The 24441-nt window shown below is 48.9% G+C and carries 17 protein-coding genes; 12 read left to right on the forward strand and 5 right to left on the reverse strand.

Going from position 1 to position 24441, the window contains the following annotated elements; all coding sequences use genetic code 11:
• Positions 1-143: 143 nt before the first annotated feature.
• From QT397_07845 to QT397_07875, 7 genes are all read left to right on the forward strand, one after another.
• Positions 144-1244 carry a glycosyltransferase gene (locus QT397_07845; protein WNZ58517.1) on the forward strand — a complete coding sequence of 367 codons (1101 nt, stop codon included), beginning with the start codon at positions 144-146 and terminating at the stop codon, positions 1242-1244.
• Positions 1204-1971 (forward strand): glycosyltransferase, encoded by a 768-nt coding sequence (locus QT397_07850; GenBank protein ID WNZ57244.1) that lies wholly within the window; start codon positions 1204-1206, stop codon positions 1969-1971. Before QT397_07845 ends, QT397_07850 begins: the two co-directional genes overlap by 41 nt.
• Before the next feature lie 238 nt (positions 1972-2209).
• Positions 2210-3943 carry an SLC13 family permease gene (locus QT397_07855; protein ID WNZ57245.1) on the forward strand — a complete coding sequence of 578 codons (1734 nt, stop codon included), beginning with the start codon at positions 2210-2212 and terminating at the stop codon, positions 3941-3943.
• A gap of 466 nt (positions 3944-4409) precedes the next feature.
• The gene (locus tag QT397_07860; GenBank protein WNZ57246.1) at positions 4410-4880 is read left to right on the forward strand and encodes a hypothetical protein; all 471 of its coding nucleotides are present in this window, start codon (positions 4410-4412) and stop codon (positions 4878-4880) included.
• A 160-nt stretch (positions 4881-5040) separates the two neighbouring features.
• Entirely contained in the window at positions 5041-6915 is a 1875-nt protein-coding gene (locus QT397_07865; GenBank protein WNZ57247.1) for a capsular polysaccharide biosynthesis protein, read from the forward strand.
• 680 nt (positions 6916-7595) lie between these two features.
• Positions 7596-8660: a capsular biosynthesis protein gene (locus QT397_07870; GenBank protein ID WNZ57248.1), complete on the forward strand. Its 1065-nt coding sequence runs from the start codon at positions 7596-7598 to the stop codon at positions 8658-8660.
• A 379-nt stretch (positions 8661-9039) separates the two neighbouring features.
• Positions 9040-10806, forward strand: coding sequence for a DEAD/DEAH box helicase (locus QT397_07875; protein ID WNZ57249.1), 1767 nt, complete (start codon positions 9040-9042; stop codon positions 10804-10806).
• A gap of 91 nt (positions 10807-10897) precedes the next feature.
• Here QT397_07875 and QT397_07880 read toward each other — a convergent pair whose 3' ends face one another.
• The 3 genes from QT397_07880 to QT397_07890 form a co-directional block, all read right to left on the reverse strand.
• Entirely contained in the window at positions 10898-11437 is a 540-nt protein-coding gene (locus tag QT397_07880) for a cytochrome b (GenBank protein WNZ57250.1), read from the reverse strand.
• Positions 11438-11447: 10 nt separating this feature from the next.
• Positions 11448-11675 (reverse strand): hypothetical protein, encoded by a 228-nt coding sequence (locus tag QT397_07885; GenBank protein ID WNZ57251.1) that lies wholly within the window; start codon positions 11673-11675, stop codon positions 11448-11450.
• A gap of 239 nt (positions 11676-11914) precedes the next feature.
• Entirely contained in the window at positions 11915-12874 is a 960-nt protein-coding gene (locus QT397_07890) for a LysR family transcriptional regulator (GenBank protein WNZ57252.1), read from the reverse strand.
• Positions 12875-13046: 172 nt separating this feature from the next.
• Here QT397_07890 and metE point away from each other — a divergent pair, with 172 nt between their 5' ends.
• Positions 13047-15281 carry a 5-methyltetrahydropteroyltriglutamate--homocysteine S-methyltransferase gene (gene metE / locus QT397_07895; protein ID WNZ57253.1) on the forward strand — a complete coding sequence of 745 codons (2235 nt, stop codon included), beginning with the start codon at positions 13047-13049 and terminating at the stop codon, positions 15279-15281.
• Positions 15282-15363: 82 nt separating this feature from the next.
• Here metE and QT397_07900 read toward each other — a convergent pair whose 3' ends face one another.
• Together QT397_07900 and pepQ are read right to left on the reverse strand one after the other, a co-directional pair.
• On the reverse strand, positions 15364-17193 hold the full coding sequence (locus tag QT397_07900) for an amidohydrolase family protein (protein ID WNZ57254.1): 1830 nt from the start codon (positions 17191-17193) through the stop codon (positions 15364-15366).
• Between the two features lie 426 nt (positions 17194-17619).
• Positions 17620-18921, reverse strand: coding sequence for a Xaa-Pro dipeptidase (gene pepQ / locus QT397_07905; GenBank protein ID WNZ57255.1), 1302 nt, complete (start codon positions 18919-18921; stop codon positions 17620-17622).
• A gap of 83 nt (positions 18922-19004) precedes the next feature.
• On the opposite strand from pepQ, the gene purU reads away from it, so the two are divergent.
• The 4 genes from purU to QT397_07925 all read left to right on the forward strand — a co-directional run bounded on the left by purU (position 19005) and on the right by QT397_07925 (position 24338).
• Positions 19005-19844: a formyltetrahydrofolate deformylase gene (purU, locus tag QT397_07910; protein WNZ57256.1), complete on the forward strand. Its 840-nt coding sequence runs from the start codon at positions 19005-19007 to the stop codon at positions 19842-19844.
• Between the two features lie 70 nt (positions 19845-19914).
• A complete protein-coding gene (locus QT397_07915) occupies positions 19915-20331 on the forward strand; it encodes a hypothetical protein (GenBank protein WNZ57257.1) in 417 nt (138 codons plus the stop codon).
• An 87-nt stretch (positions 20332-20418) separates the two neighbouring features.
• On the forward strand, positions 20419-21150 hold the full coding sequence (locus QT397_07920; protein ID WNZ57258.1) for a helix-turn-helix domain-containing protein: 732 nt from the start codon (positions 20419-20421) through the stop codon (positions 21148-21150).
• Positions 21151-21530: 380 nt separating this feature from the next.
• A complete protein-coding gene (locus tag QT397_07925) occupies positions 21531-24338 on the forward strand; it encodes a TonB-dependent receptor (protein ID WNZ57259.1) in 2808 nt (935 codons plus the stop codon).
• The last annotated feature ends 103 nt before the right edge of the window (positions 24339-24441 follow it).

Consider the following 24441-nt stretch of genomic DNA (forward strand, 5'->3'; position numbering starts at 1 on the left):
GTCTAATTTATCTTCAGCAGCGCCCTAGAGCTTTGCGCTTCGACCCTATGGAATCCGAAGGCCTATTTAGTGTACAACACTTCCAGTTTGTGAAGCTTCTCCCCCGGTTTGCCTATGATCGGCTGGCGCAGCGCTTGGCCAATATGCACTTTAAATTTCGTAGTCAGGGAAAGGCAAAGGTTTTACAAGTTATTCGTGAAGAGGCCCGTGATTCAGGTTGTAACTGGCGAAATTTGGCTTTACAGCACTATGCAAGAACTTTTGTTAAACGGAAGCAAACCAGTGATTATTCTGAATGGATTAGAACTGTAGAGGCAAAAAGAGTTGCTTCTTATCCGGACTCACCGGATTTAGCTAAAGGCTCTGGTAGACCTTTAATTTCTATTATTCTTCCAACCTATAACACTGATATTGAACTGTTAAGCTCATGTATCGATTCAGTTTTGGCACAAAGTTATAGTCATTGGGAGTTGTGTATTGCTGATGATTCTTCTCGCCAGGCTCAGGTTAAGTCTTGCTTAGAGAAATATCAAAAGCTGGACCAGCGTATCAAAGTAGTATTTCGAACAGAAAATGGACATATTTCGGCTGCAAGTAATAGTGCCTTGTCGTTGGCTGGTGGTGAATATGTTGCGCTATTAGATCATGATGACACCTTGGCTCCCTTTGCGCTACAGCGGGTTGCTCAGTCAATTGTAGATAATCCGCAGTTACTATTATTGTATAGCGATGAAGATAAAATTGATGAACAGGGCGTGCGCTTTGATCCTCACTTCAAGCCAGGCTGGAATCCAGATCTTCTGCTATCACAAAATTATATTTGCCATTTAACGGTATTGCACCGTGCGCTGGTTGAGCGTATAGGAAGATTTCGTGCTGGCCTTGAGGGAAGTCAGGACCACGATTTGTTACTGCGCTGTATGCCCTATTTGAATCAGGAAAACGTAGCCCATATTCCTGAAGTGCTCTATCACTGGCGGGCTATTAGTGGCTCGACAGCACAAGAGAGTTGTGCAAAAGGTTATGCGGCTTCTGCGGGTCTTAGGGCTGTGAGTGACTACCTGGAAAGTGAGGGCCTGAAAGCCAGAGCTCTGCCTGGCATAGCCCCTAATAGCTATCGGGTGCGATGGGATATTTCTGACCCCCCCTTTGGTAAGCTTGCTCATTCCAACCCGCGATGGCTTGGATATACTGAAGCCCTGCGTGGAGGCTATCCTTGCCCGAACATGTTATCCCAATTTTGAATTACTGATTTTAGACAATCAGAGTCGTTGTGAAGGAACATTGCGCTTTCTGAATGAAATGAAGGCTACTGATTCTCGAGTCTCAGTACATCGCTGGGATCACCCCTTTAACTACTCTGCAATTAATAATTTTGGAGTCAGTCTTGCCAAGGGCGAGATCATCGGACTGATTAATAATGATATTGAGCCAATTAGTGATGAATGGCTAACGGAGATGGTCGGCCAGGTTCGGAGGCCTGAAATCGGTTGTGTAGGGGCGAAGCTCTACTACCCAAATGATACCATCCAGCACGGTGGGGTGATTTTGGGGATTGGTGGTGTTGCTGGTCACTCCCATAAGTACTTCAGCCGCCATGAATATGGATACTTTTCGCGCCTGCATCTGGTACAGAATCTTTCCGCTGTAACTGCGGCATGCTTATTGATACGCAAATTAGTATTTGAGGAAGTAGCTGGCCTGGATGCGGAGAACCTGGCTGTTGCGTTTAATGATGTTGATCTGTGTTTAAAAGTACGTGAAGCAGGTTATCGCAACTTATGGACCCCATACGCAGAGCTGTATCACCATGAGTCGGTATCACGGGGTGCTGATAATACCTTCAGTAAACGCCAACGGGCACAGCGTGAGGCGGAGTATATGCGCACTCGCTGGGGGGATTTACTAGACACTGACCCAGCTTATAACCCGAATCTGACTCTGGCTCATGAAGATTTTTCCTTGGCTTAGTCGAGTGTGAGGTATCTCAATGTTGTTAAGAGCCTATGTTATGGCGAGTTTCCGGATCGAGTTTCGTTCAAACAGTGAGTATCGTGTAAGGGGGGTAAAAATCTCCAACTCAGGGCGTGATGGGGGGTGTTTACACTAGGGGTATACTCACCCAAGATTTGGCATAATTTGATTTCACCACAGGTGTGTATATAAAGACGAACAATAGTATTGGTAACCAGAGCGACCTTTCGACCTTATGACTTTCCCCCAAATATTTGTTTCCGGTATCTTCGCCCTGGTTATCGGATGTTTAATTTTCACTCACTTCCGACCGTCCCTGGTGTTTGCCGCGGCGGCTGGTGCCTGTTTTCTTACTGGTTTGGTTCCGGCGGAATCGGCGTTACAGAAAGGAGCCAACCCCGGTTTAGCCACCTTAGTTGTATTGATGCTCGTGTCGGTGGGACTGGAGAAGGCGCGCTGGTTGCGTTCTATCTCAGAGGGCCTGATCAAGGGGTCTTTAAAAGCCAGTTTATTGAGACTTACAACGGCTACCGCCTTAAGCTCCGCATTTCTTAACAATACGGCAGTGGTGGCGGCCCTATCTTCAAGTGTGAAAGGGCAGCGGCGCTTGCCTGCGGCCAAGTTGCTGATCCCGTTATCCTATGCGGCAATTCTCGGTGGTACTCTGACGCTTATTGGTACTTCTACGAACTTGATCGTTAACAGCTTTGTACTCGATCGCGGCCTTCCCAGTTTGGACTTTTTCGCCTTTGTGCCGGTGGGCTTGGCCGCAGCTTTAGTGGGCTTGGTGGTATTGCTTTTGTGCAATCGTCTTCTCCCTGAAGGGGGAGTAACGGAGGAGCCTGTCACTGAGTATCTGCTGGAGGCTGAAGTGGTGGCTAACTCTCCATTGGATGGGAAGAGTGTTGAGCAAAACCGTCTACGCCAACTTGAGACCTTTTACTTAATTGAAATTGTTCGCAGAAATCAGGTTATTAGCCCTGTCGGCCCCTCTGAAGTTATCCGTTGCGGGGACAAGTTAATTTTTAGTGGCGATGTACGTGATCTTGGTCGCTTGCAGGATATTGAAGGGCTGCGCTTATTTGCGCTGGAAGATGAGGATCTGGACCTGAATCTTACAGAAGTAGTGATTACGCCCAGTTCCAGTATTCTTGGCCAGACCTTAAAAGGGTGTAATTTTCGTACTCGCTTCGATGCGGCAGTGGTTGCTATGCGCCGTGGCGGTGAGCGATTGTCTGGCAAGCTCGGGGAGATTGAGCTTCGTGCTGGGGATGCCCTGCTGTTGGCGGTGGGTCCGGATTTTCGTCATCATCTGAATATTGATAAGAATTTCTATGTGATCAGCGGCACAGAGGTTCGGCGCGACCTCTCTCGACGTAATAACTGGCTTTTGGCGTTGGGTTTTGCTGCCGTTGTAGCTGGTGCGGCACTGGGTATCTTCTCGCTGCTAAAAGGGCTTATCGTTCTCCTTGGTGGAATGATTGGCCTGGGAATTATATCTACTACTGAGTTACAGCGGCGCTTCCCATTTCAGATATGGTTGATTATCACTAGTGCCCTGATTTTGGCTGAGGCTTTCGCGGGTAGTGGTTTGGCAGATTCACTGGCGCTAGGGCTGCGTAGTTTACTAGCGGACTGGGGGCCATTAGCTGGGTTGGTAGGCGTCTTCTTGTTGACATTGGCGCTGACAGAATTGATGACCAACAACGCCGCAGCTGCATTGGCTTTCCCCCTCGCATGGAGTTTGGCTGAGAGCTTTGGGGTTAGCTGGATGCCCTTTGTAATGGCCGTAGCCTATGGAGCGAGTGCCAGCTTTCTCACCCCATTTGGCTATCAGACCAACCTGATTGTGCAAAACTTGGGAGGATATCATTTACGCGACTTCCTCAGAGCTGGGTTACCCCTGACTATTGCTTACTCGATAACAGTTTTGATTTTGATTCCAATCGTGTTTCCGCTAGAAGGGTAGTAGTTTGGCACTTGACTCGAGTCCCACAGAAAGCTGTATAGTCATTGAAGAAGGTGCGAACCCGTCAACAGACTATTTTATCCGGCCATATTTGTATGACAGGGGAATCAATTTCCGGTGTATAACTTGGTCCAGCTCTCCATTTGAACAGGATATTAATGAAAAATCCTTAGTCTTTGTTCGTTATATTCCTCGAGAATGGAAGTTATTTATAGATAAAAACAGAGGTCAGTTTCAGAGGATCTACCTATTTATCGATGATGATTTATTTGATTGGTATGCGTTTTCCAGTATGCCACTTCGATATCAAGCAAAAATATTACGGCTTAGCTGGTCTAAGCAGAGTTGGCTGAAATCTGTCGGCGCGCAACTATTGGTATCGACCCCCTACCTTGCGGAAAAGTATCAAAGTTGGTCTCCAGAGTTACTGCAGCCTGCTCCCTTGAGTTGTGAGCAGGAGCAGCCTTTGACTGTGTTTTACCATGGCTCTGCGTCTCACCTTGAGGATGTTCAGTGGCTGCGGCCGGTGATCGAGGAAGTCCTCAGCCGCAGTCCAATTCTCAATTTTGAGATAATTGGAGATCAGCGTGTCAATCGGCTCTTTCGAGGAATGCCACGGGTGCAGATACTGCACCCGATGAAGTGGCCTACCTACGTGTCGATGCTTCGAGGGCGAGGGCGATCAATTGGTTTGGCACCTTTGCTCGATTTGCCGTTTAATCGCGCCAGGTCGCATACAAAGTTTTTTGACATTACCCAGGCTGGTGCCGCAGGTATCTTTGCTCAAGGGGACATATACGGTTCCGTAGTGCGGCATGGGGAAAATGGTCTGTTGTTACCAATGGAACCTTCAGCTTGGGTCGAGGGAATCTTGGATCTTGCCAACGATCATAGCCTTCGGGATGCACTTTCACTTGAGGCAAGGAAATGCCTGTAATTGGACACTGCTCACTCGGGCTTCGGCGTTTATCTAACCTTGATAACTTCCTGGAAGCTGAGTGTCGCTATGTAGCTCTCAAGCCGGGTAGATCAATTTCCATGATGGCGGGCTGGGGGTTAAAAAAAGCGCCCTTAAAGCACAGCGCCTTGCCACTCATTTGAGTTTGCCTTATATCGCTATAGAAGATGGGTTTTTACGTTCACTCGGCCTTGGCGTAAATGGCGCTGAACCGCATAGTTTGGTTGTTGACTCGACAGGTATTTATTACGACGCCTCCCGGCCAAGTGACCTGGAAATATTAATCAGTGAGGCTGATTTCTCGCCGGATGAACTTGTTCGTGCAGAAAAAGGCTTAAAACTTATACGAGAGAGTCGACTGTCGAAATATAACCAATCGACTGATATATCACTGGAAATTTTGCCTGAGCAAAAGACCATTTTAGTGGTCGATCAAACACTTGGAGATATCTCCGTTAAAGGTGGGTTGGCTTCTAAGCAGCATTTCTCTCAAATGCTTGAGTCCGCAATTAATGAAAATCCTGATGCTGAAATTCTTGTAAAGATTCACCCTGATGTTATCGCAGGGAAAAAGCGTGGCTATCTAAAGGAACTGGCTGAACTGAGGGGTTGTAGGATTATCTCTGAGGATATCTCCCCATGGTCAATCCTGGATCGAGTTGAAAAGGTTTATGTGGTCAGCAGCCAGCTGGGTTTTGAGGCGCTGGTCGCCGGTAAGGAGGTCCACTGCTTTGGAATGCCTTTTTATGCGGGGTGGGGTTTATCTCGAGATAGGCAAAAGTGTAATCGCCGTGGTGTGAAGCGAACGTTGCTTCAGGTTTTTTGTGCTGCGTACCTAAAATACTCCCGATATATTAATCCGTATACTGGCAATCGGTGTAACTTTGAGGACACTGTGGCATTAATTGCTGAGCAACGCAGGCAATGGAGACGCTTCGATGGCGACTGGGTTGGAGTAGGATTTTCTCACTGGAAAAGGAGTTTTCTTCCAGGTTTTATCGGTGGAAAGGGAAGGATTAAATTTTCTTCTGCAAAGGTACCAGATGCAAGGGCAGGAACCAATATTCTGGTATGGGCAAGTCGGATTACAGATGGTTTGCTTGATGAGGCTAAGAAATCTGATTTAAATGTCTGGAGGGTTGAAGACGGTTTCTTGCGTTCTGTTGGTTTGGGGGCTGATCTAGTCGTTCCGAATTCACTGGTTCTAGATAGATGTGGTATTTACTTCGACGCCAGGCAGCCCAGCGATTTAGAGGTGCTGTTAAATACCTGTAGTTTTCCTGGTCCTCTTCTAGATAGAGCTAGAAAGTTACGAGATAAATTGATCGATAAAGGGATTAGCAAATACAACGTTGTAGAAGATCAACCTACAGTTGATTTTGATTTCTCCTCTGGTAAAAAAATTATTTTAGTTCCCGGGCAGGTAGAAAGCGATGCCTCGATAGCTAATGGCTCCCCAGTAATAAAAAGTAACTTGGCGCTTCTTGAACGCGTCAGGCTCAATAACCCCGATGCTCATATTATTTATAAACCTCACCCTGACGTAGTTTGTGGTGCTCGCCTAGGTACTTTGCAGGGGAGTTCTGATTCCCTTTATGACACATTGCTTGAACAGGGTGATATAGTTTCTGCTATTAAAGTCGCTGATGAAATTCACACTATGAGCTCCCTGAGTGGTTTTGAGGCACTACTGAGAGGCAAGCAAGTGGTAACTTATGGGTTACCCTTTTATGCTGGCTGGGGGCTCACAAGGGATACGCTTGTTGAAAATAGAGAAATCCCCACAGGTGAGTTAAGGAATTTTTTATCGAGAAGGCAGCGCAATTTAACTTTAAACCAGATGATTGCCGCTACTTTGCTGTTATACCCAGTCTATGTAGATCCCAAAACGGCTGAATTTGTCAACGCAGAAACTACCATTGAACTACTTGGGAAGGCGCGCTCTTTGGGAATTAAAAAAGGAGTAGTTTTTAAACTCTTCTCCTTGTACCGAAGAATATTTATGAGATATTGAAAATTGTACCCGTAATTCAGTATATGGCTATCTATTCAATTTCTTTTGATGCATTAGTTTAAATTTTTAGACCTCAGGGAATATAGTTTCAAACTTCTATTTTGCTAACTTTTATATTTCCCCCTTCTGCGCTAATTGTTCGGGAACTGGTTGTCAAGGTTTTCTGACCGCAAGCCAATCTTAGTCTATTACGCCCGATTACACTTTGGTGATTATAGTACCAGTTGTACTGACATCTTTTTTTCCTGGTATAAGATGTGGTATTAAATGGAGTTGGAATTTATTCGGATTGTTACAGGATTGGCCTCTAGTTGCGTGTCGCTATATGCCAAGCGTCCTGGTGGGCGGAGTGGTTGTGCTTCTATATAAATTGACTTTATGGTTTGTACCAAATACAAATTGTGTGTTGGCATTTTTAGACTATACATTTTGATTGATGGGAAGACCCTTGAAGTAAGAAACCACAGAGGGCAATTTTTGATGCCAAATTTACAAAAGTTTCTGCCCTTCTCGTAGCAGCTCTAATATCCAAGTTCTATGTTGTTAGATGGTTCGCATAGATGTAAAAAGCAGTTCAATATAATAACTGTGAAGTTTGCTTAATTTCACAGTCATTTCTTTTTTATTCATCGCCTCGTTTCAACGTATCCAGTGACCTTAGCTCAAGGAAAAGCCAATACATGTCTGTGGCAGTATTTTTACAAGGACCTCATGGCCCATTCTTTGCCCAAGTGGCAAGGCGCTTGTCACAGAGCGGAGTCATTACTCATAAGATCAACTTTAATGGCGGGGATCGCTACTTCGCTTGGGCTGATTTTCAGGTGGATTTCACCGGGGAGGAAAGTGATTGGAGTGCCTTCTTCTCAGATTATCTATCTAAAAATAATGTAGATACTGTTTTTTGCTATGGGGACTGCCGCCGCCTGCATACCATTGCAAAATCCATCTGCGAGTCCAAGGGTATCGCTTTTGGTGTATTTGAAGAGGGATATTTGCGCCCGGATTTTATCACTCTTGAATTTGGCGGGGTTAACGCTCATTCGCGTACGGACTGGTCTCGAGAAGCAATTAATAGTTATCGAGCCAGGGAGCGAAAGCCGGTAAAATCTGTTGGGCAAACTTTTTTTAGGCGAGCGCGTTTTGCAATGGCCTATTATCTTGCGATGCGGGTTTCTCAATTGGAATTTCCCCACTATCGGCACCACCGAAGTCTCAGTTGGCTAGGTGAAGGCGTTTGCTGGATCAAGAGTTTCTATCGAAAAGGCCTGTATAAACTGATGGAGCGCGGACTTACGGCCCGTTTGACGGGTGAGCTCAGCGGCCGGTACTTTCTTTTTCCACTTCAAACCCGCGATGATTTTCAACTGCGAAAGCACTCTGATCTGGTTTCTATCGAAAATGCGATAGAGGTAGTGTTGCAGTCGTTTGCACAAAATGCGCCACAGGGTTCGATGATGGTAATAAAGCACCACCCTATGGATCGTGGGTTTTGTCACTATCAAAAGCTGATACAGGAACTGGAAACTCGCTACCAGATTACCGGCAGGGTTATCTACTGTCATGACCTGCACCTGCCGACTTTGCTCGATCACACCCTAGGGGTTGTAACAATCAACAGTACAGTGGGCATATCTGCACTCTTCCACGAGGTGCCAACTCAAGTACTTGGAAGATCACTGTATGACTTACCGGGGCTGACTCATCAAGGGGGCTCTCCAGCTTTTGGAGTCAACCCGACCCGGTAGACACGGAGTTCTTCCAGCGATTTCGGGCCTATCTTTATGATAAGACCCAAGTGGATGGCAGCTTCTCCCGCCATATTGCCGCTACAATCGATGGAGTTTGCAGGCGCTTGACGGAGTCCCGTGCAACGGAGCTAAGGCGGCAGCCTGAAACTGAGGTGGATATGGTCTAAGGAGCGCTGTACTCTTTTTCCCTCTAGATCAATGACGCTTTTCTTTTTATCTACCCAATATTGATATCCTATCTGTCGGCGGAGATACATGCTAATCAACTTGCCTAAAAAACAGGCTGATCTGGATCGTCTAACCTGTTAGACTGCGCGGCCTTTTACCCACCGCTCCGGTCCCGCGATAGGGACTTTGGCTTCAAGTGAATTCCGAAATGACCGATACCCCTAAAGCGGCCGGCTTCGACCAGTTGGGTCTGCCGTCTGAAATTCTCAGCGCCATCGAAAAGCTCGGCTATGAGACTCCCTCCCCGATTCAGGCACAAACTATTCCGTCCCTGCTGGAGGGGCGGGATGTGCTAGGCCAGGCCCAGACCGGCACTGGCAAGACCGCAGCCTTTGCGCTGCCGCTACTCTCCCAGCTGGACCTGAAGGATCGTCGCCCTCAGGCACTGGTGCTGGCACCGACCCGCGAACTGGCTATTCAGGTGGCTGAAGCCTGCCAGTCTTACGCATCCAAGTTGAAAGGTTTCCACGTTGCGCCTATCTACGGTGGCGCTGACTACCGCGGCCAGATACAGCAGTTGAAGCGTGGCGTTCAGCTGGTGGTAGGTACTCCCGGGCGGGTGATGGACCATATGCGTCGCGGTTCCCTGGATCTGTCCAATCTGCGCACCCTGGTGCTGGATGAGGCGGATGAAATGCTGCGCATGGGCTTTATCGATGATGTGCAGTGGGTACTGGAGCAAATTCCTGAAGAGCGCCAAATTGCGCTGTTTTCCGCCACTATGCCAAAAGAGATTGCCCGCATCGCCCGCGAGCATCTGGATGAGCCGGTTGAAGTAAAAATCCGTGTTAAGACCGAGACTGCGGAAACTATTCGCCAGCGCTACTGGCCGGTTGGCGGCCTGCACAAACTGGATGCACTGACCCGTATTCTTGAAGCGGAGCCGGTGGACGCCACGATTATCTTCGTGCGCACCAAAAACAGCACCGTGGAACTGGCAGATAAGCTGGCCGCCAGAGGGTTCGCCAGTGCCGCCCTGAACGGTGATATGGCGCAGAACCTGCGTGAAGCCGTGATCGACAAGCTGAAAAATGGCAAGCTCGATATTGTTGTAGCCACCGATGTTGCGGCTCGTGGGCTGGACGTAAAGCGTATCAGTCACGTGATTAACTACGATATCCCCTACGATACCGAAGCTTATATTCACCGTATCGGTCGTACCGGCCGCGCCGGTCGCGAAGGCGATGCGATCCTGTTTGTGGCGCCCCGCGAGCGCCGTATGTTGCGAGTCATCGAGAAAGCGACCAAGAAGCCGATCGAAAAACTCGATTTGCCCAGCGCAGATGCGGTTAACAGTGCCCGTATGCAGCGCTTCCGCGAGCGCATCACCGCGACCCTGGAAGGCCAAACTGATCTGGCGCCCTATCGCCAGCTGGTTGAGGAATTCCTGGCGCAGAATGAAGTTGACCCTCTGGATGTTGCTGCCGCGTTGGCTGCAATGGCCCAAGGTGATCAGCCCCTGCTGATTCAAGAGAAAGAGCAGAGGCCGCGCAAAGAGCGTCGCGAGCGCGATGATGACTTTGACGGTGGCCGCCGCCGCAAGAAGGAAAGCTTCGAGAAAGATCGCAAGCTGCCGCCGCCCGATGAGGGGCTGGAGCGCTTCCGTATCGAGATCGGCCGCGAGCAGGGCGTGCGCCCCGGCAGCATTGTTGGCGCTATTGCCAATGAGGTGGATCTGGACAGCTCCTATATCGGCCGTATCGAAATCTACAACGATTTCACCACGGTAGATCTGCCCCAGGGAATGCCGAAAGAAGTGTTCCAACACCTGAAGAAGGTGCGTGTTTCCGGTAAACCGATGAAAATCACCCGCTTCGATGAAGCGGCGGTGAAATCGAAAGGGAAGCCCAAGGGTAAGCCTAAGTTCAAGCCCAAAGGTAAGCCCAAAGCCAAGCGCGGCAATAACGACGAGTAAGTCGTACCTGTTTAGCAGGTTTATTCCGGGAGAGCGCAGGCCTGCGCTCTCCCATTCAGTTTCCTTTCTTCTATTTCTTCCCTGACTTGAATTAGCGCTGTGGCAGCATACGGGTGAGTGTGTTATCGCGGGCAATAAAGTGGTGCCACAGGGCGGCGGCGATATGCAGTCCAACCAGTACGAGCAGGGCGGGCCACATTACATCTTTGTGCAGGAAAGCTATTTGCTTGCCCAGATCCGGGTTTTTGGCGAACAGGTTGGGAACGGCAAACAGGCCAAAAAACTCGGTATCGCGCCCAAACAGTTGGCGCATCACGATGCCTGATACCGGCATAGCCAGAATCAACAGGTAGAGTCCACCATGGGTCAGGCTGGACAGCGCCTTCTGCCACTTCTTGCCTTCAATCTGTGGGCGCTTGTGACGTGCACGCCAGTAGAGGCGAAGGGCCAGAAGCATCAGGACACCGACTCCCAGGGAGAAGTGCAGCTGCATAAACCAGCCGCGCATGGGGTCGCCGCGCTCGTAAAACTCATGCAGTTCAACCGCTCCCCACACAGAGAGCAGCAGGATTACAAAAAGCCAGTGCAGTCCTTTACTCACTGAGTTCCAACGTTCAACCGGGTTTGACATAGAGGGTCTCCTACAAAGTCCAGGCATTTGGCCGGGTACAGGCCAATGCCGTATATAAGGAGCCTCTGAATAACTCCGTAATGCCTCTGCGGGTCTTGAAGGCCGCAGGTGTTAGACGCAGCTCAGTGCGAATGGTCACAGTCCTTTGCGGACGCTGCCATGCAGCAGATGCGGCCTTCAAGACCCGCCCTTCGGGGCTTGCAGAGCGATTCACACTCTGCGTTGCGACTTCTTGCAAGGTCTGGACATTCCTGCGAAGCCGCGTCTTGAGTGTGAACCGCTCTGTAAGCCAGAGGTATCACGGAGTTATTCAGAGGCTCCATCGTTATTTGTGTAATTTTACCGGCCTCTCCGGCCAGACCAAACCATTGATTTGTTTGATCTGAAAATATTCAGTTTGTTTGATAATTGTGCTGAGGTTGAATAAGTCATTATTTCCGCAAAGGCTTAAGCCGCCCAGTTAACTTTTGTAAGTGGTTAGGCAGGTTCTGCCACACTGGGGCTGGTTTTGGCCGCTCTCACACCTTGCAGATTGGCAAAGCTGGTATCCCGTGCGGTTTTGAGGAAGTCTGTGAGATAAGGTTGCTCGAGCATATCTTCCCGCACTGCCGCATAGAGAGTGCTCCAAAGGCCCTCTTTACCCAGCTGGAGTTGGGAAACAAACCCCTTTTGCAGGTACTCGTGCAGAGCCCAAGTGGGGAGGGCGCAAACCCCTCGGCCGCTGGCTACTAACTGAACCATCATCACGGTCAGTTCTGCGGTTCGAACTTCTGCAGGTTCAATTCCAGCGGGGTCGAGGAAGTGCTGGAAGATATCCAGCCGCTCTCGTTCAACCGGGTAGGTAATCTGGACTTCACCAGCTAACTCCTGCGGTTCTACCCAGCGTCGCTTGCTCTCCTGCGCCAGTGGGTGTTTGCGGCTTATGGCAAGGCACATTTCAAAGCTGAATAGTGGCTCGTAGTGCAGGCCTTTGAGACCCGAGTCCGGGTTGGAAGTGACAACCAGGTCCAGATCGCCGCGCACCAGTGCGGGCAGGGGAGCGAAGTGGAAGCCGCTGCACAGGTCCAGTTCCACTTCTGGCCAGCCGTCTCGATAGGTATTCAGTGCGGGCATCAGCCACTGGTAGCAGCTGTGGCACTCGATAGCGATATTGAGCCTGCCCGCTTGCCCAGATGCCAGCCGGGACAGGTCCCGTTGTGCTATAGCTACCTGGGGCAGTATGTCGTCGCCCAACTGCAGCAGTCTCAGACCGGCACTGGTAAATCGCAGAGGCCGGGATTTACGTATAAACAGTTCTTGGCCGAGCCGGTCCTCCATTTCGCGAAATAAGTGCGAAAGAGCCGACTGGGTCAAGTGAAGGCGCTCTGCTGCGCGTACCAAGCTGCCTGTCTCACGCAAAACACTCAGCGCACGCAAATGGCGCAATTCAATCATCATTAAAATTATTCATGTTATTTGCAAAAAATATGAAATTGATTGAACAGTACTGTGCGCACACAATCAAGTCAGGACTCTCGCTAATGCGACCGTTACCGAGATCGCAGCTGCGGGGTATTTTTCAATGGGGCAACTTTGTTCCCCTCACAGGAAACAGCTTGGGAAGGCGGCCATGGTGCAAACACATATCCTCGGCTATCCGCGTATCGGAGCCAATCGCGAACTAAAGAAAGCGCAAGAAGCCTATTGGCGCGGTGATATGCCCCAGCAGCAGTTGCTGCAAGTGGGCGCAGGGGTACGCCGTGGTAACTGGCAGGCCCAAAGTGAGGCCGGTTTGAGCCGTGTAGCTGTGGGGGATTTCGCCTGGTACGACCAGGTTCTGAATCACTCCCTGATGTTTGGTGTGGTCGGTCAGCGTTTTGCAGAGGGAGCGGCAGACAACAAGCTGGACCAGTACTTCCGCTTGGCCCGTGGTCGCGCTCCATCGGGACAGCCGGTAGCGGCCAGTGCCATGACCAAGTGGTTTGATACCAATTATCACTATCTGGTGCCTGAGTTCTCCAATGATCAGATGTTCTCCCTTGATAGTGAGTGGTTACTTGACGAGGTACGGGAAGCCCAATCCCTGGGCTACAAAGCCAAGCCGGTGGTTATTGGACCACTCACTTACTTATGGCTGGGGCGAGGTGTGGATAGCCCTCTGGATTTAGTGCCAAAACTCCTGCCTTGCTATGCCGAGTTGCTGTCTCAGCTCGCTGACCTCGGAGTTGAATGGGTGCAGTTGGATGAACCCATACTAGGCCTGGATCTGCCGGATGAATGGCGTGGGGCTTTTGATAGCACCTACCAGCAGATTGCGGCAGTAGCCCTGGGGGTGAATACACTGCTGGCTACCTATTTCTCACCTTTGCGCGAGAATTTGGAGCTGGTATTTTCCCTCCCGGTGCCTGGGGTACATATTGACTGTGTACGCGCACCTGAAGAACTTGAAGCTGCGGCCCAGCTGACAGGAAAGAACAAGGTTCTGTCTGCGGGTGTGATTAATGGGCGCAATGTGTGGCGAGCAGACCTCAGCCGCTGGCAGGGCACTTTGCAGCCTTTGGCGAAGCAGTTGGGAGATCGCCTGTGGCTATCAGCGAGTTGCTCCCTGCTCCACAGCCCTGTGGATCTGGAAACGGAGGTCAAGCTGCCCAGTGAGCAAAAACAGAAGCTCGCTTACAGCCGCCAGAAACTTCAGGAGTTGGCTCAATTACAGCAGCTGCTCAATGAGGACACAGAGATCCCTGTCTCAGGCGGAGAGAGTGGTGTAGCCGAGGGCTCCATTGTTGATCAATTACGGGATACTTGGCGTCAACAGTGCTTTCAGGATCGCTCTTTAGTACAGGCCAAGCGTTGGAAATTACCACTGCTGCCCACCACCACAATAGGCTCATTCCCACAGACGGATCTTTTGCGCGGTGTGCGTCGCAAGTACCGCAATAGCGAGATTTCTGAGGCGGATTATTTAGAACATCTAGGCGCTGAAATTGCCGAAGCTATCCGTCGTCAGGAAATACTCGGTCTGGATGTACTGGTGCATGGTGAGGCTGAGCGCAACGATATGGTGGAATATTTCGGGGAGCAACTGGATGGTTTTGTACACACCGGTAATGGCTGGGTGCAAAGTTATGGCTCTCGCTGTGTGAAACCCCCGATAATTTTTGGTGATATCTCCCGACCTAACGCTATGACAGTAGAGTGGAGTAGCTATGCCCAGAGCCTAACTAATAAGCCGGTAAAAGGTATGCTCACCGGCCCGGTCACAATTCTCAACTGGTCCTTCCCGAGGGAGGACATCCACTGCAGTGAGAGCTGTCTGCAAATTGCCAAGGCATTGCGGGAGGAGGTGCTGGATCTTGAGGCGGCCGGTATCGGGATTATCCAGATTGATGAACCGGCTTTGCGTGAGGGAGTTCCCCTTCGAGAGTCTGAGCACCAGGATTATTTTGCCTGGGCGGTAGGGTGTTTCCGCTACACCTGTAGCGAAGTAAAAGCGGAAACCCAGATCCACACTCATATGTGTTACAGCAATTTCAATGCAATTATGGATGCCATTGTTTCCCTTGATGCGGATGTAATTACTATTGAATCAGCTCGCTCCGATTTGCGCCTACTCAGCGCGTTTGCCGACAAGGCCGGTGGTTACCCCAATGAAATTGGACCTGGCATTTACGATATTCACTCACCCAATGTGCCGGAAAGGAGGGAGCTGGTTGAGCGACTTAAGAAAATTGCACAAGTGGTGCCGGTTGAAAGACTCTGGGTAAATCCGGACTGTGGCCTTAAAACCCGTAACTGGGCTGAGGTCGGGTCATCCTTACTGAATATGGTAGAGGCTGCGCGCACTGTGCGCACAGAACTGGCCTAGCCAATTTAGAAATAAAAAAACCGGCAATCATTTGGATTGCCGGTTTTTTCTTTTCTGTTTTTTCCGCTTCTGTTTTTTTAACTTACTCGGACTTGGTGGCTACTGTAGTAGTATTATTTAATTCAAATGGCACTGAAGGGTGGAAAGGTTTAATACCCAAGGCAGTGTAAAGCTCATCCGGGCGATACATATTTTGTCCCTCGAGAACCAGTGCAGTGCGACGTAACGCAGTGATATCCTCAAGGGGATTTCCCTCCAGTAAAACCAGGTCTGCATTTTTACCCACCGCAATACTGCCAGTGTACTCGTCGGCCCCCATAACCTGCGCCGGTACCAGTGTAGCCGTGCGCAGTACATCAATATTGGGAATACCTGCTTTGGCATAGAGTTCGAGTTCGCGTAACAGGGTAAATCCGGGGATGCCATCGGAGCCCGCGACCATAGTGACCTTGTGCTCGTGTAGTTTGAGCATCATGGCCAGCAGGGCTTCCGCTGAAAGGTCGTAGTCATCCCGGTGTTCCGGCTTCACATCCAGTTCGGCCCCAACAAAGGCGCGCTGGATATTGACTGGAAGGTGGTCGGTAATATCGGCAAACTCAGGATCTACTTTGCCCGGCTGGCGCAGTAACATCGAACTGAATACGGTGGTGGTTGCGTCTACGACAGTGCCTTTTTTGGCTAGCTTATCCAGGAAAGTAGCCACTTCTTTGCTATCCAGATCCAGCTCGTGGGCGTGCTCTCCGATTTCTGTAAAGCGCAGTCTTTTACGGGTATCTATCTTGCCCATAAAATTCAGAAACAGCATATTGATATGCTGAATTTCATCAAAGCCCGCGTCCACTGCCTCTTCGGCGGTCATAAATGCAGGAATATGACCGGACAAACGCATACCATTTTCGTGGATATGCTTGGCTAAGGGAGCGATCCACTCGGGCTCCATCGAGCTGTAAGTTTTAATTTGCTGATAGCCGCGATCGGCATACCACTCGACAATATCCTTGGCTTCTTCCAGGCTGTCCGCAGTCTTGCCCATTCGCATGGCATTTTCGCTTTCCCGGTCCATAAAGCCCGCACGGAAAAGGTCGCCGCCTATGATTTGCTCTGACTCAAACATCCCTTCAATACGCATGATACTTTCATGGGTATTACCGATGTCGCGAACATTGACAATGCCAGCGGCCATATTCAGAACACCATCGGTAGGGGATAAGTGGGCGTGCATATCCCAGAGGCCGGGGATCAGCGTATGGTTACGAGCATCAATGGTGGTTGCCCCGTTGGCTTTGATCGGCTTTTTACTGATTTTTGCGATCTTTCCATCTTTGATCAGAACATGGTGCTTTTTCTGCAGTTTGCCAGATTCAACATCAACCAGGTTGACGTTGCTGATCAGGATCGGTTGGGTTGATGTGTGGGTATGTTTCTTGGCAATACCTTGCAGGTACTGGTCTGCGGCTGCGACTTGCCGGGTTTTCAGTTCTTCGAGGTGAGATTTATCCCAACCTTTGCGCAGGATGGCGAACCATCCCCCTTCGTCGGAGGCAAATAAATCCCCATTGTCATCGTACCAGGCGAGATCTGGGGTAAAGCCCAGGCCGCTTACGCCGTAAAGATGGACCGTTTTCTTTTTCTCGCCTTGTTGCAGGGTCACTTTATCAAGCTTATGGAGGCGTGCTTTTCCTTGCGGCAGTAAATCAATATTTTGATCTGCATCGGCAATCAGTGCTTTTACCAATTGCGTCTGTACGGCAAGGGTACTGTTCTTGGGAATATAAAATTGGGCTTCGGAAGTTTTTGCACTGCCATGTTCATCGGAACCTTTCCAGCGAGCGACACCATTTTCCAGGGAAAATTCTTCGCTGACTGGAGCACCAAATGGGCTGATCCCTTCAATGGATAATTGCTCGGGCATTGCCGCCTCACCGATAGTGAAGCTCTCCTTGAGGTTTAGGCGACGGTTATTCCAGCCGAGCTTTAATTCACCAGATACCTTTGTTCCATCCTGATGAATAACTTCAGAGCCAGCAATGCCCTCTTTATCGTAAAAAATATATTCGATTGATTTTGCATAAGCGCTATTGGCTGCGGCTAGAACTGTGGCTGCGATAAGCGTTGCCAGTGTTTTTTTCTCATGAACTGTCCCTTTTCTTGTTGTAATACCGGTGATGGACTTTGGCTTTTTTTCGGTGAGGGGGCAAGCAGCTCAGGGGCGCAAGCGGCGAGAGGAAAAGCGGGAGCGGTAGGGCGTTCTTTAATGTTTTAACTTTCTGAGTAAGGTAAAGGTATTGCGAGAGCGCTTACTTGTAAGCACTCTCACAATATTGCTTTAGTCTATGAACTAAGGGGTGCGAGAAAGATTTTCGTTGCCGGTTGCGTGTACGGCAATATTGTCTTCAATACGCACGCCGCCGTAGGGGCGGAAGCTGTCGACCTTATCCCAGTTAACCTCGGCAGCGAGGTCTGAGTCTTTTAGCTCTCCCAATAGGCTATCGATAAAGTAGAGTCCAGGTTCGATGGTAAATACCTGGTTCTCCTCGATAGTTCGGCTGGTGCGCAGGAACGGGTACTCGGCCGGTGGGGGTGTCGTGCCTCCATCGGGGCCGGTTTGGTGACCGCCGACATCGTGTACCTGGAGGCCGAGGAAGTGACCCAGGCCGTGTGGCAGGAAGGGGCGAGTTAAGCCGGATTCCACGGCATTCTCGGCAGAGGTTTTGATTATGCCAAATTGGGCCAACAGCTCTCCCACGTTGAAGTGGCACTGGCGATGTAGTTCCGGGTAAGGCAGGCCAGGCTTGAGGCCGTCTACCAGCTGCAACTGCTTTTCATCCATACCCGCTACCAGCTCTGCGAACTCATTATCGGCATAGGCGTAGGTGCGAGTGATATCAGAGCAGTAGCCATTGCAGTCAGCACCCGCATCGATCAGGAAGCTTTTCAGCTGCGGCTCAGGCAGGCGCTCAGTAGACAGGTGGGTGTAATGCAGGATTGCGGCGTGTTCATTCAGGGCAACAATATTGCCGTAGGGCATACGGTTCTCACCCTGGCCTGCAGCGCCCAGGTAGGCCTGATTGATTTCAAATTCACTGGCGCCACTGCGGAAAGCCTGTTCGGCGGCGCGGTGCCCATTGACCGCAATACGGTTCGCCTCACGCAGGCAGGCGACCTCATAAGGCGTTTTATAAGCGCGGGCCCAGTGCAAGCGGTTGATCAGAAGCTCCGGATTTTCCTCCCCCAGTGACCAGCCTTGCAGCTTGTCGCTCTCACCGATAAAAGCGGCATTCTCCGGGCTCAAGAACGCTTGGGCATCGGCCGGCTTGCTCAGTAGCTCGATATCGTAGAAATCGCTCCAGAAGGTCTGGGGTGCCGGCGGTACATAGTGCCAAAAGTCTACTGGGCGGTAGAACAAAAGCTTTGGCTTTTGTCCGCGCTGATAGATAACCCAGCTGTGGGGGTTGTCGGTAATGGGAACCAGTGCCTTAAAGTGGGGATTCACCTTAAACGGGTAATAGTTATCGTCTAGGAACTGCACCCTGGGAGCGCCACTGAATACGTTGAGGGTATCAAACCCGCTCTGTTCGAGGATTTCGTCGTAGCGGCGGCACAGGGTGGCCATATGATCGGCGTAAAGGTTTTTATCCATGTTCTCCCCGGAATGGATCGCTGAATCGTAAAGTCGGCATAGTGTATAGTCTGGACTCTGGATATTTGGCCTGAAATTTGACCATGGAAAAGAAGATACTGCTGACCGACTGCCCCGATGATAAGGGGCTGATCGCAAAGATTACCAATATTTGCTACAAGCACCAGCTGAACATCATCAAGAATGATGAGTTTGTGGACCGGGTTGAGGGGCGCTTCTTTATGCGCACTGCCCTGGAGGGTATCTTTAACGATACCACCTTCCTGGAAGATCTGGATATGACGCTGCCCCAGGGGGCAGAGCGTCGCCTGGTATCCATAGAGCGGAAGAAACGCCTGGTGCTGATGGTTACCCGCGAGCCCCACTGCCTGGGTGATATCCTGATGAAGTGCTATTCCGGCGCTATGGATGTGGAGATCGCGGCTGTTATCGGCAATCATCCGGATCTGGAGGGGCTGGTACAGAAGTTTGATATTCCTTTCCACTGTATTTCTGCTGAGGGGGTGGAGCGCGGAGCTCACGAGCAGCAAGTGGCCACCTTAGTGGATGAGTACAATCCAGATTATTTGGTGCTGGCCAAGTATATGCGCGTGCTAACCCCTGATTTTGTTGCTCGCTATAGTGGGCGCATTATCAACATCCACCATTCTTTCCTGCCCGCATTTATTGGAGCCAAGCCCTATCAGCAGGCCTACGAGCGTGGAGTAAAAATTATTGGAGCCACAGCTCACTTTGTTACCGACGATCTGGATGAAGGGCCGATCATTGAACAGGATGTAATACATGTGGATCATGCCTATTCTGCAGAAACCATGGCGGATGCAGGTAGGGATGTTGAAAAATTGGTTTTGACTCGAGCGCTGCAACTAGTTTTGCAGGAACGAGTGTTTATACACGGAAATAAAACAGTGGTATTTAAATAGAAACGCAGTAAACAATACTAACTTTGCGCTCGATGTAGTAAAGCTGGTTAGTGTTTAGAGAGGATTTTGAGTGAATAATAAAAATATTAGCAGTTTTCAGGCCCGCTTATTTATTGCCGCTGGCCTAGCGTTACCTATTTTTCTCAGTGCCTGTTCCAGTAACAAGCCGATTCCCGGAATGAAAGAGTCGTTTGTAACTGAGATTGCTCAAAACGGAGCTAAGCGTTTTACATTTACTCTTGAGAAGGATCGGCAGGATCTTCCTCCCCCAGTTTCAAACCAGCCTAGTTCTCAACGTCGAATGCAGCGGGATACAATCGGTTTGGGAGGCCGTTCAAGTGACCGAGTAGAGCGTTATTTAGATTGGGCTCTCGAGCAAAAGATGTTGGAAACCGGTTTCTGTGAGCGTGGCTATTTTGAAATTGAACGGGTTATTTCTGCAGATGGGGGTGAGGTGCGGGGAGAGTGCCGAGAAGGCGCTTTTTAGTGTCTTTTCTGCTTGCTAGACCTGTGCAGTAATTCAAGCCGATGTAAAAAGACAGGGGCTCTTTACCAGCTATTGCAGATAATAATAATGAAGTCTGAATCAATATTGGAAATGGTGTCTACCCAGCAGATTATTGCGGTTTTTGATTTAATATCAGATATTATTTTTTGGGTAAAAGATGATTCTGGTTACGTAGTACATTGTAACCGAGAGTTTATTGAGCATGTTGGATGCAGGTCCCTTAATCAGGTTGTGGGCCGCTCTGATATGGATTTTTCCCCCTCTTATCTCGCAAAAAACTATATGCGTGATGACCAAAGAGTGATGGAGGGCGAAACGATTACAGATCGACTGGAGTTGAATATAGGGAAAAGTGGAGAGTTGGTTTGGTTTACGACATCCAAGCGCCCACTAAAGAATTCCACTGGAAAAATTATTGGTACCTATGGCGTAGCTCGCGACCTTAATGAAACGGTCAAAACGCTCTCCAGAATGGATAAGCTGAAAAAGCCTGTTGAATATATTAAAAATAATTACAGTCAGCCGATTACTGTCGAACAGCTAGCAGAGGTAGCCAGTTTGTCTGTTAGCGCCCTTGAGAGGCGATTTAAAAAGTATTTGGAGAAAACTCCAATGCAGTTTGTCAGGGAGGTTAGGTTAGAGAACTCCCGTCGTATGCTGGTGGACACTCAGCGGCCAATTTCTGAAATCGCATACCGTGTCGGATTTCCATCTCACAGTTACTTCAGTAGACATTTCAAGACCATGTTTGGGCAGCTTCCCGCTATTTATAGAGAAGAAGTTCAGTCTCAACTTTGAATGCGATAGGCCATTCCTGAACTACTTAGAGATGGATAATCAATAGAAGTTTTTTATTGAAATGGTTTGGTGCTGGCTTTCTTCTCTTTAAAAATAGTTTATCTATTTGTTGAATATCCTGTAAATCCATAATCGAATTTTGGCCTTTCATACCTTCTAATACCTTTCCCTTAGTGTCCTCCAAAATTCCAAACGCCGATTTTGTTCTATTCCTGTCTCAGTTTCTATTACCCCCTTATCCCGTTTTTTTCTTAGGGTTTTAGTGCTCAACAAGTGGACTGTCATTACGGGGTTTAGGGTCCCCTGACGGTTTCTCGCCCCTCTCCAATTTGGAGAGGGGCTCTTTTAAAAAACTTATAAGAAAAGAAAGTTGGGATACTATGAAAACAGTCAAGAATAATAGACGAACCACGGTCAAAATCTGGAGCCGGGAGATTAAGCAGAAATCGCTAGTCTCCGCTATTTCATTAGCCATTAGTAGCGTGGCGATTGCTGATGATATCTCTGAGAAAGACAAACCGATGGATCAAATTGAGGTAATCGGAATTCTTGAGAGTAATACCAGAAACCTGGAAATTAAGCGGGATTCTAATGCTATTGTAGACGCGATAACCGCCGAGGATGTGGGCAAGTTCCCGGATAAGAATGTTGCAGACTCTCTTCAGCGCGTGCCAGGGATCACAATTACACGCAGTGGTGGAGAGGGTAGTCGAGTCAGTATTCGTGGCACCAGTGCCGAGTGGACCTTGACTCAGTTAAATGGAAACTACATTGCAACCTCTGATGGAGAAGCGCCATCTCGAAGCTTTAATTACACTTTGCTGCCATCCAACATGATTAGCAAAGTAGAAGTTTACAAAAGCCCGGAAGCTAGAATTGATGAAGGAGGAATTGGCGGAACGGTTATTCTACACAGTCGTAAGCCTCTGGAAATGGATTCTGGTGAGGGTGTTATAACTACTGAAACCACTTACTCAGATACTAATGAGCAGTGGGAACCTCAATATAGTGCTTTTTACTCCTGGAAAAATGAGAGTGAAACCTTTGGTATCCTGGCTGGATATACCAAGCAGGACAGAACCGTAACCTCAATTGAAAACTACGCGAGCCATTGGCGATTCCATTCAGATACAGTTGAAGGTGCTGAGCGTCCGGCAATTGTTGACCAGGAAACTGGTGAAGTTTACAACAATGTTTGGGCGCCCAGAGCTATGGGTATTGGTAATCATGAGCAGGATAGGGCCAGGGATGGTTATCAAATTACTACTCAATGGCGGCCAACTGAGCGTTTGGAATTTTCTCTGAACTATTTCGGTTCCCAGTTGGGATACGATACCCGTAGTCAGAATCTCACCTTAGCTGAATGGAATGATAACCATAACCCCTACTTTGGCGTTGAGCTGGAAGGGGATACCGTGGTCACCTATGGCAACGGTGATAACGGCTTGCTAAATGCTGATAACTGGGGCGATGCTGATGTCAATGGTGGTGTTGAGGTAGAGCGAGGCTTAATGTCTCCGCAATTGACCGGGCAGGATAGCTACGGTGAATCAGAATCTCATACATTCGACCTCGAAATTCTGTATGAAGGTGATTCTTACACAGCAGCAGTGAATATTGGGCGCAGCTCTGCAAAAGGAGGTGTCTCCGAAAGAATCATGGCAAATATGGATGCACGTTATGGTTCCGTAAATAGTTGGCTGTGGTCTATTGCCGACGGGGAACCTAGCTACGAAATCTCTACAGATCTCACCTCGGATCAGGAGGCCTATCCATATTATGACTGGTTTAGTTCTGACGCTACCCAAAATCGGGATAGGGAAGATTATTATCAGCTTGACCTGGGATTTGATACCAATTGGGGAATAGTTAACAAAATCTATGTCGGTACTAAATATCGGGATCATGAAGCCAAGTCCCTAAGAGATACTTTCCTGTGGGATGACGGTATTTCGGATAACGGTGGTTATCGTGGGTGGTTGTCGGGTACCGAATGGTTCCACAACCCGGATTTTCATCCAGACACTTCAATCTTACTTGGCGGCAGCGTAATCGATAATAGCGCAGGCGATACCGGGGCTATTAACTATCTGCCTTTTGATATAGATGCGCTTAAAGCCTACGTTAGTGATAATTTTACCCGGACTGTAGTTCCTGTCTTATCCGGTACCTATACCATCGAGGAGAAAATATTTTCACTTTACGCACAGGCAGATTTTGAATGGGAAGCCTTCCGGGGTAACTTTGGTGTCCGCTATGTTAATACCGACTTAACTACCTCGACGTACGATGACATCATTGGTCAAGAGACAGATATCACCAATGCAAATAACCGAAGTGCTGATAGTGAAAACTTCCTGCCAAGTTTGAATATTGCCTGGGATCTAACTGATGACCTTGTAATACGATTTGCTGCAGCAAAAACCATGTCTCGAGTTAGTTATGCTGATTTGGGGCAGGCTGAGTCTTATGGCCCCCCTGTAAATATTAACTCGCCGGATTCTTGGACCGGCCGTGGGACTGGCACTTCAGCAAATACTGGGCTAGAAGCGATGCTTTCCAATCAATTCGACCTGGGAATTGAATGGTATTACTTTGATGCTTCCGCACTTGGGGCAACATTATTTAGTAAGGATATCAGCAACCTTCCTATAACCACAACTGAAGTTGTATTACGTGAGCACAATTGCTGCAATGGACCCATTGAAGTCGACATGACCACAAAAACGGGTGGTGCTGAGGCAACTTCAAGAGGCGTTGAGCTGTTTGCACAACACGCGTTCGAAAGTGGTTTTGGTGTAATGGCAAATTATACCTACACCGACACCAGTACTTCAGGGGTGTTTGTTAATGGTGAAGAAACTGAGGCAGAAATTCCTGGAACGGCTAAGCACCAGTACAATCTTTCCGGTTATTATGAAAATGATTTGTACAGTGTGCGAGCATCTTATAACTGGAAAGATGATCGAGCTGGGGGGCTTCACCAAGGGTATAATTTATATGATAAAGCTTATGGGCAGCTTGATCTTAATGCCAGCTTTACCTTCAATGAAAACCTAAATTTCACGGCATCTATCATTAATTTAACGGAGGAAAAGGCAGAGGGGTTCTGGAAGCAGGAAAACAGAATGACTTATTATAATTACTCTGGGCGCAGACTATATATTGGTGCAAACTATAAATTCTAATACCTCGTTGATCGTAGTGTTGGGTGTAGAGTGTAAGCTCTACACCATTTTTTTTGACTATCGATATTAGATTATAGAATTTACATAACCACATAATAAAAAT

It is taken from the genome of Microbulbifer sp. MKSA007 (assembly GCA_032615215.1).
GTDB lineage: Bacteria > Pseudomonadota > Gammaproteobacteria > Pseudomonadales > Cellvibrionaceae > Microbulbifer.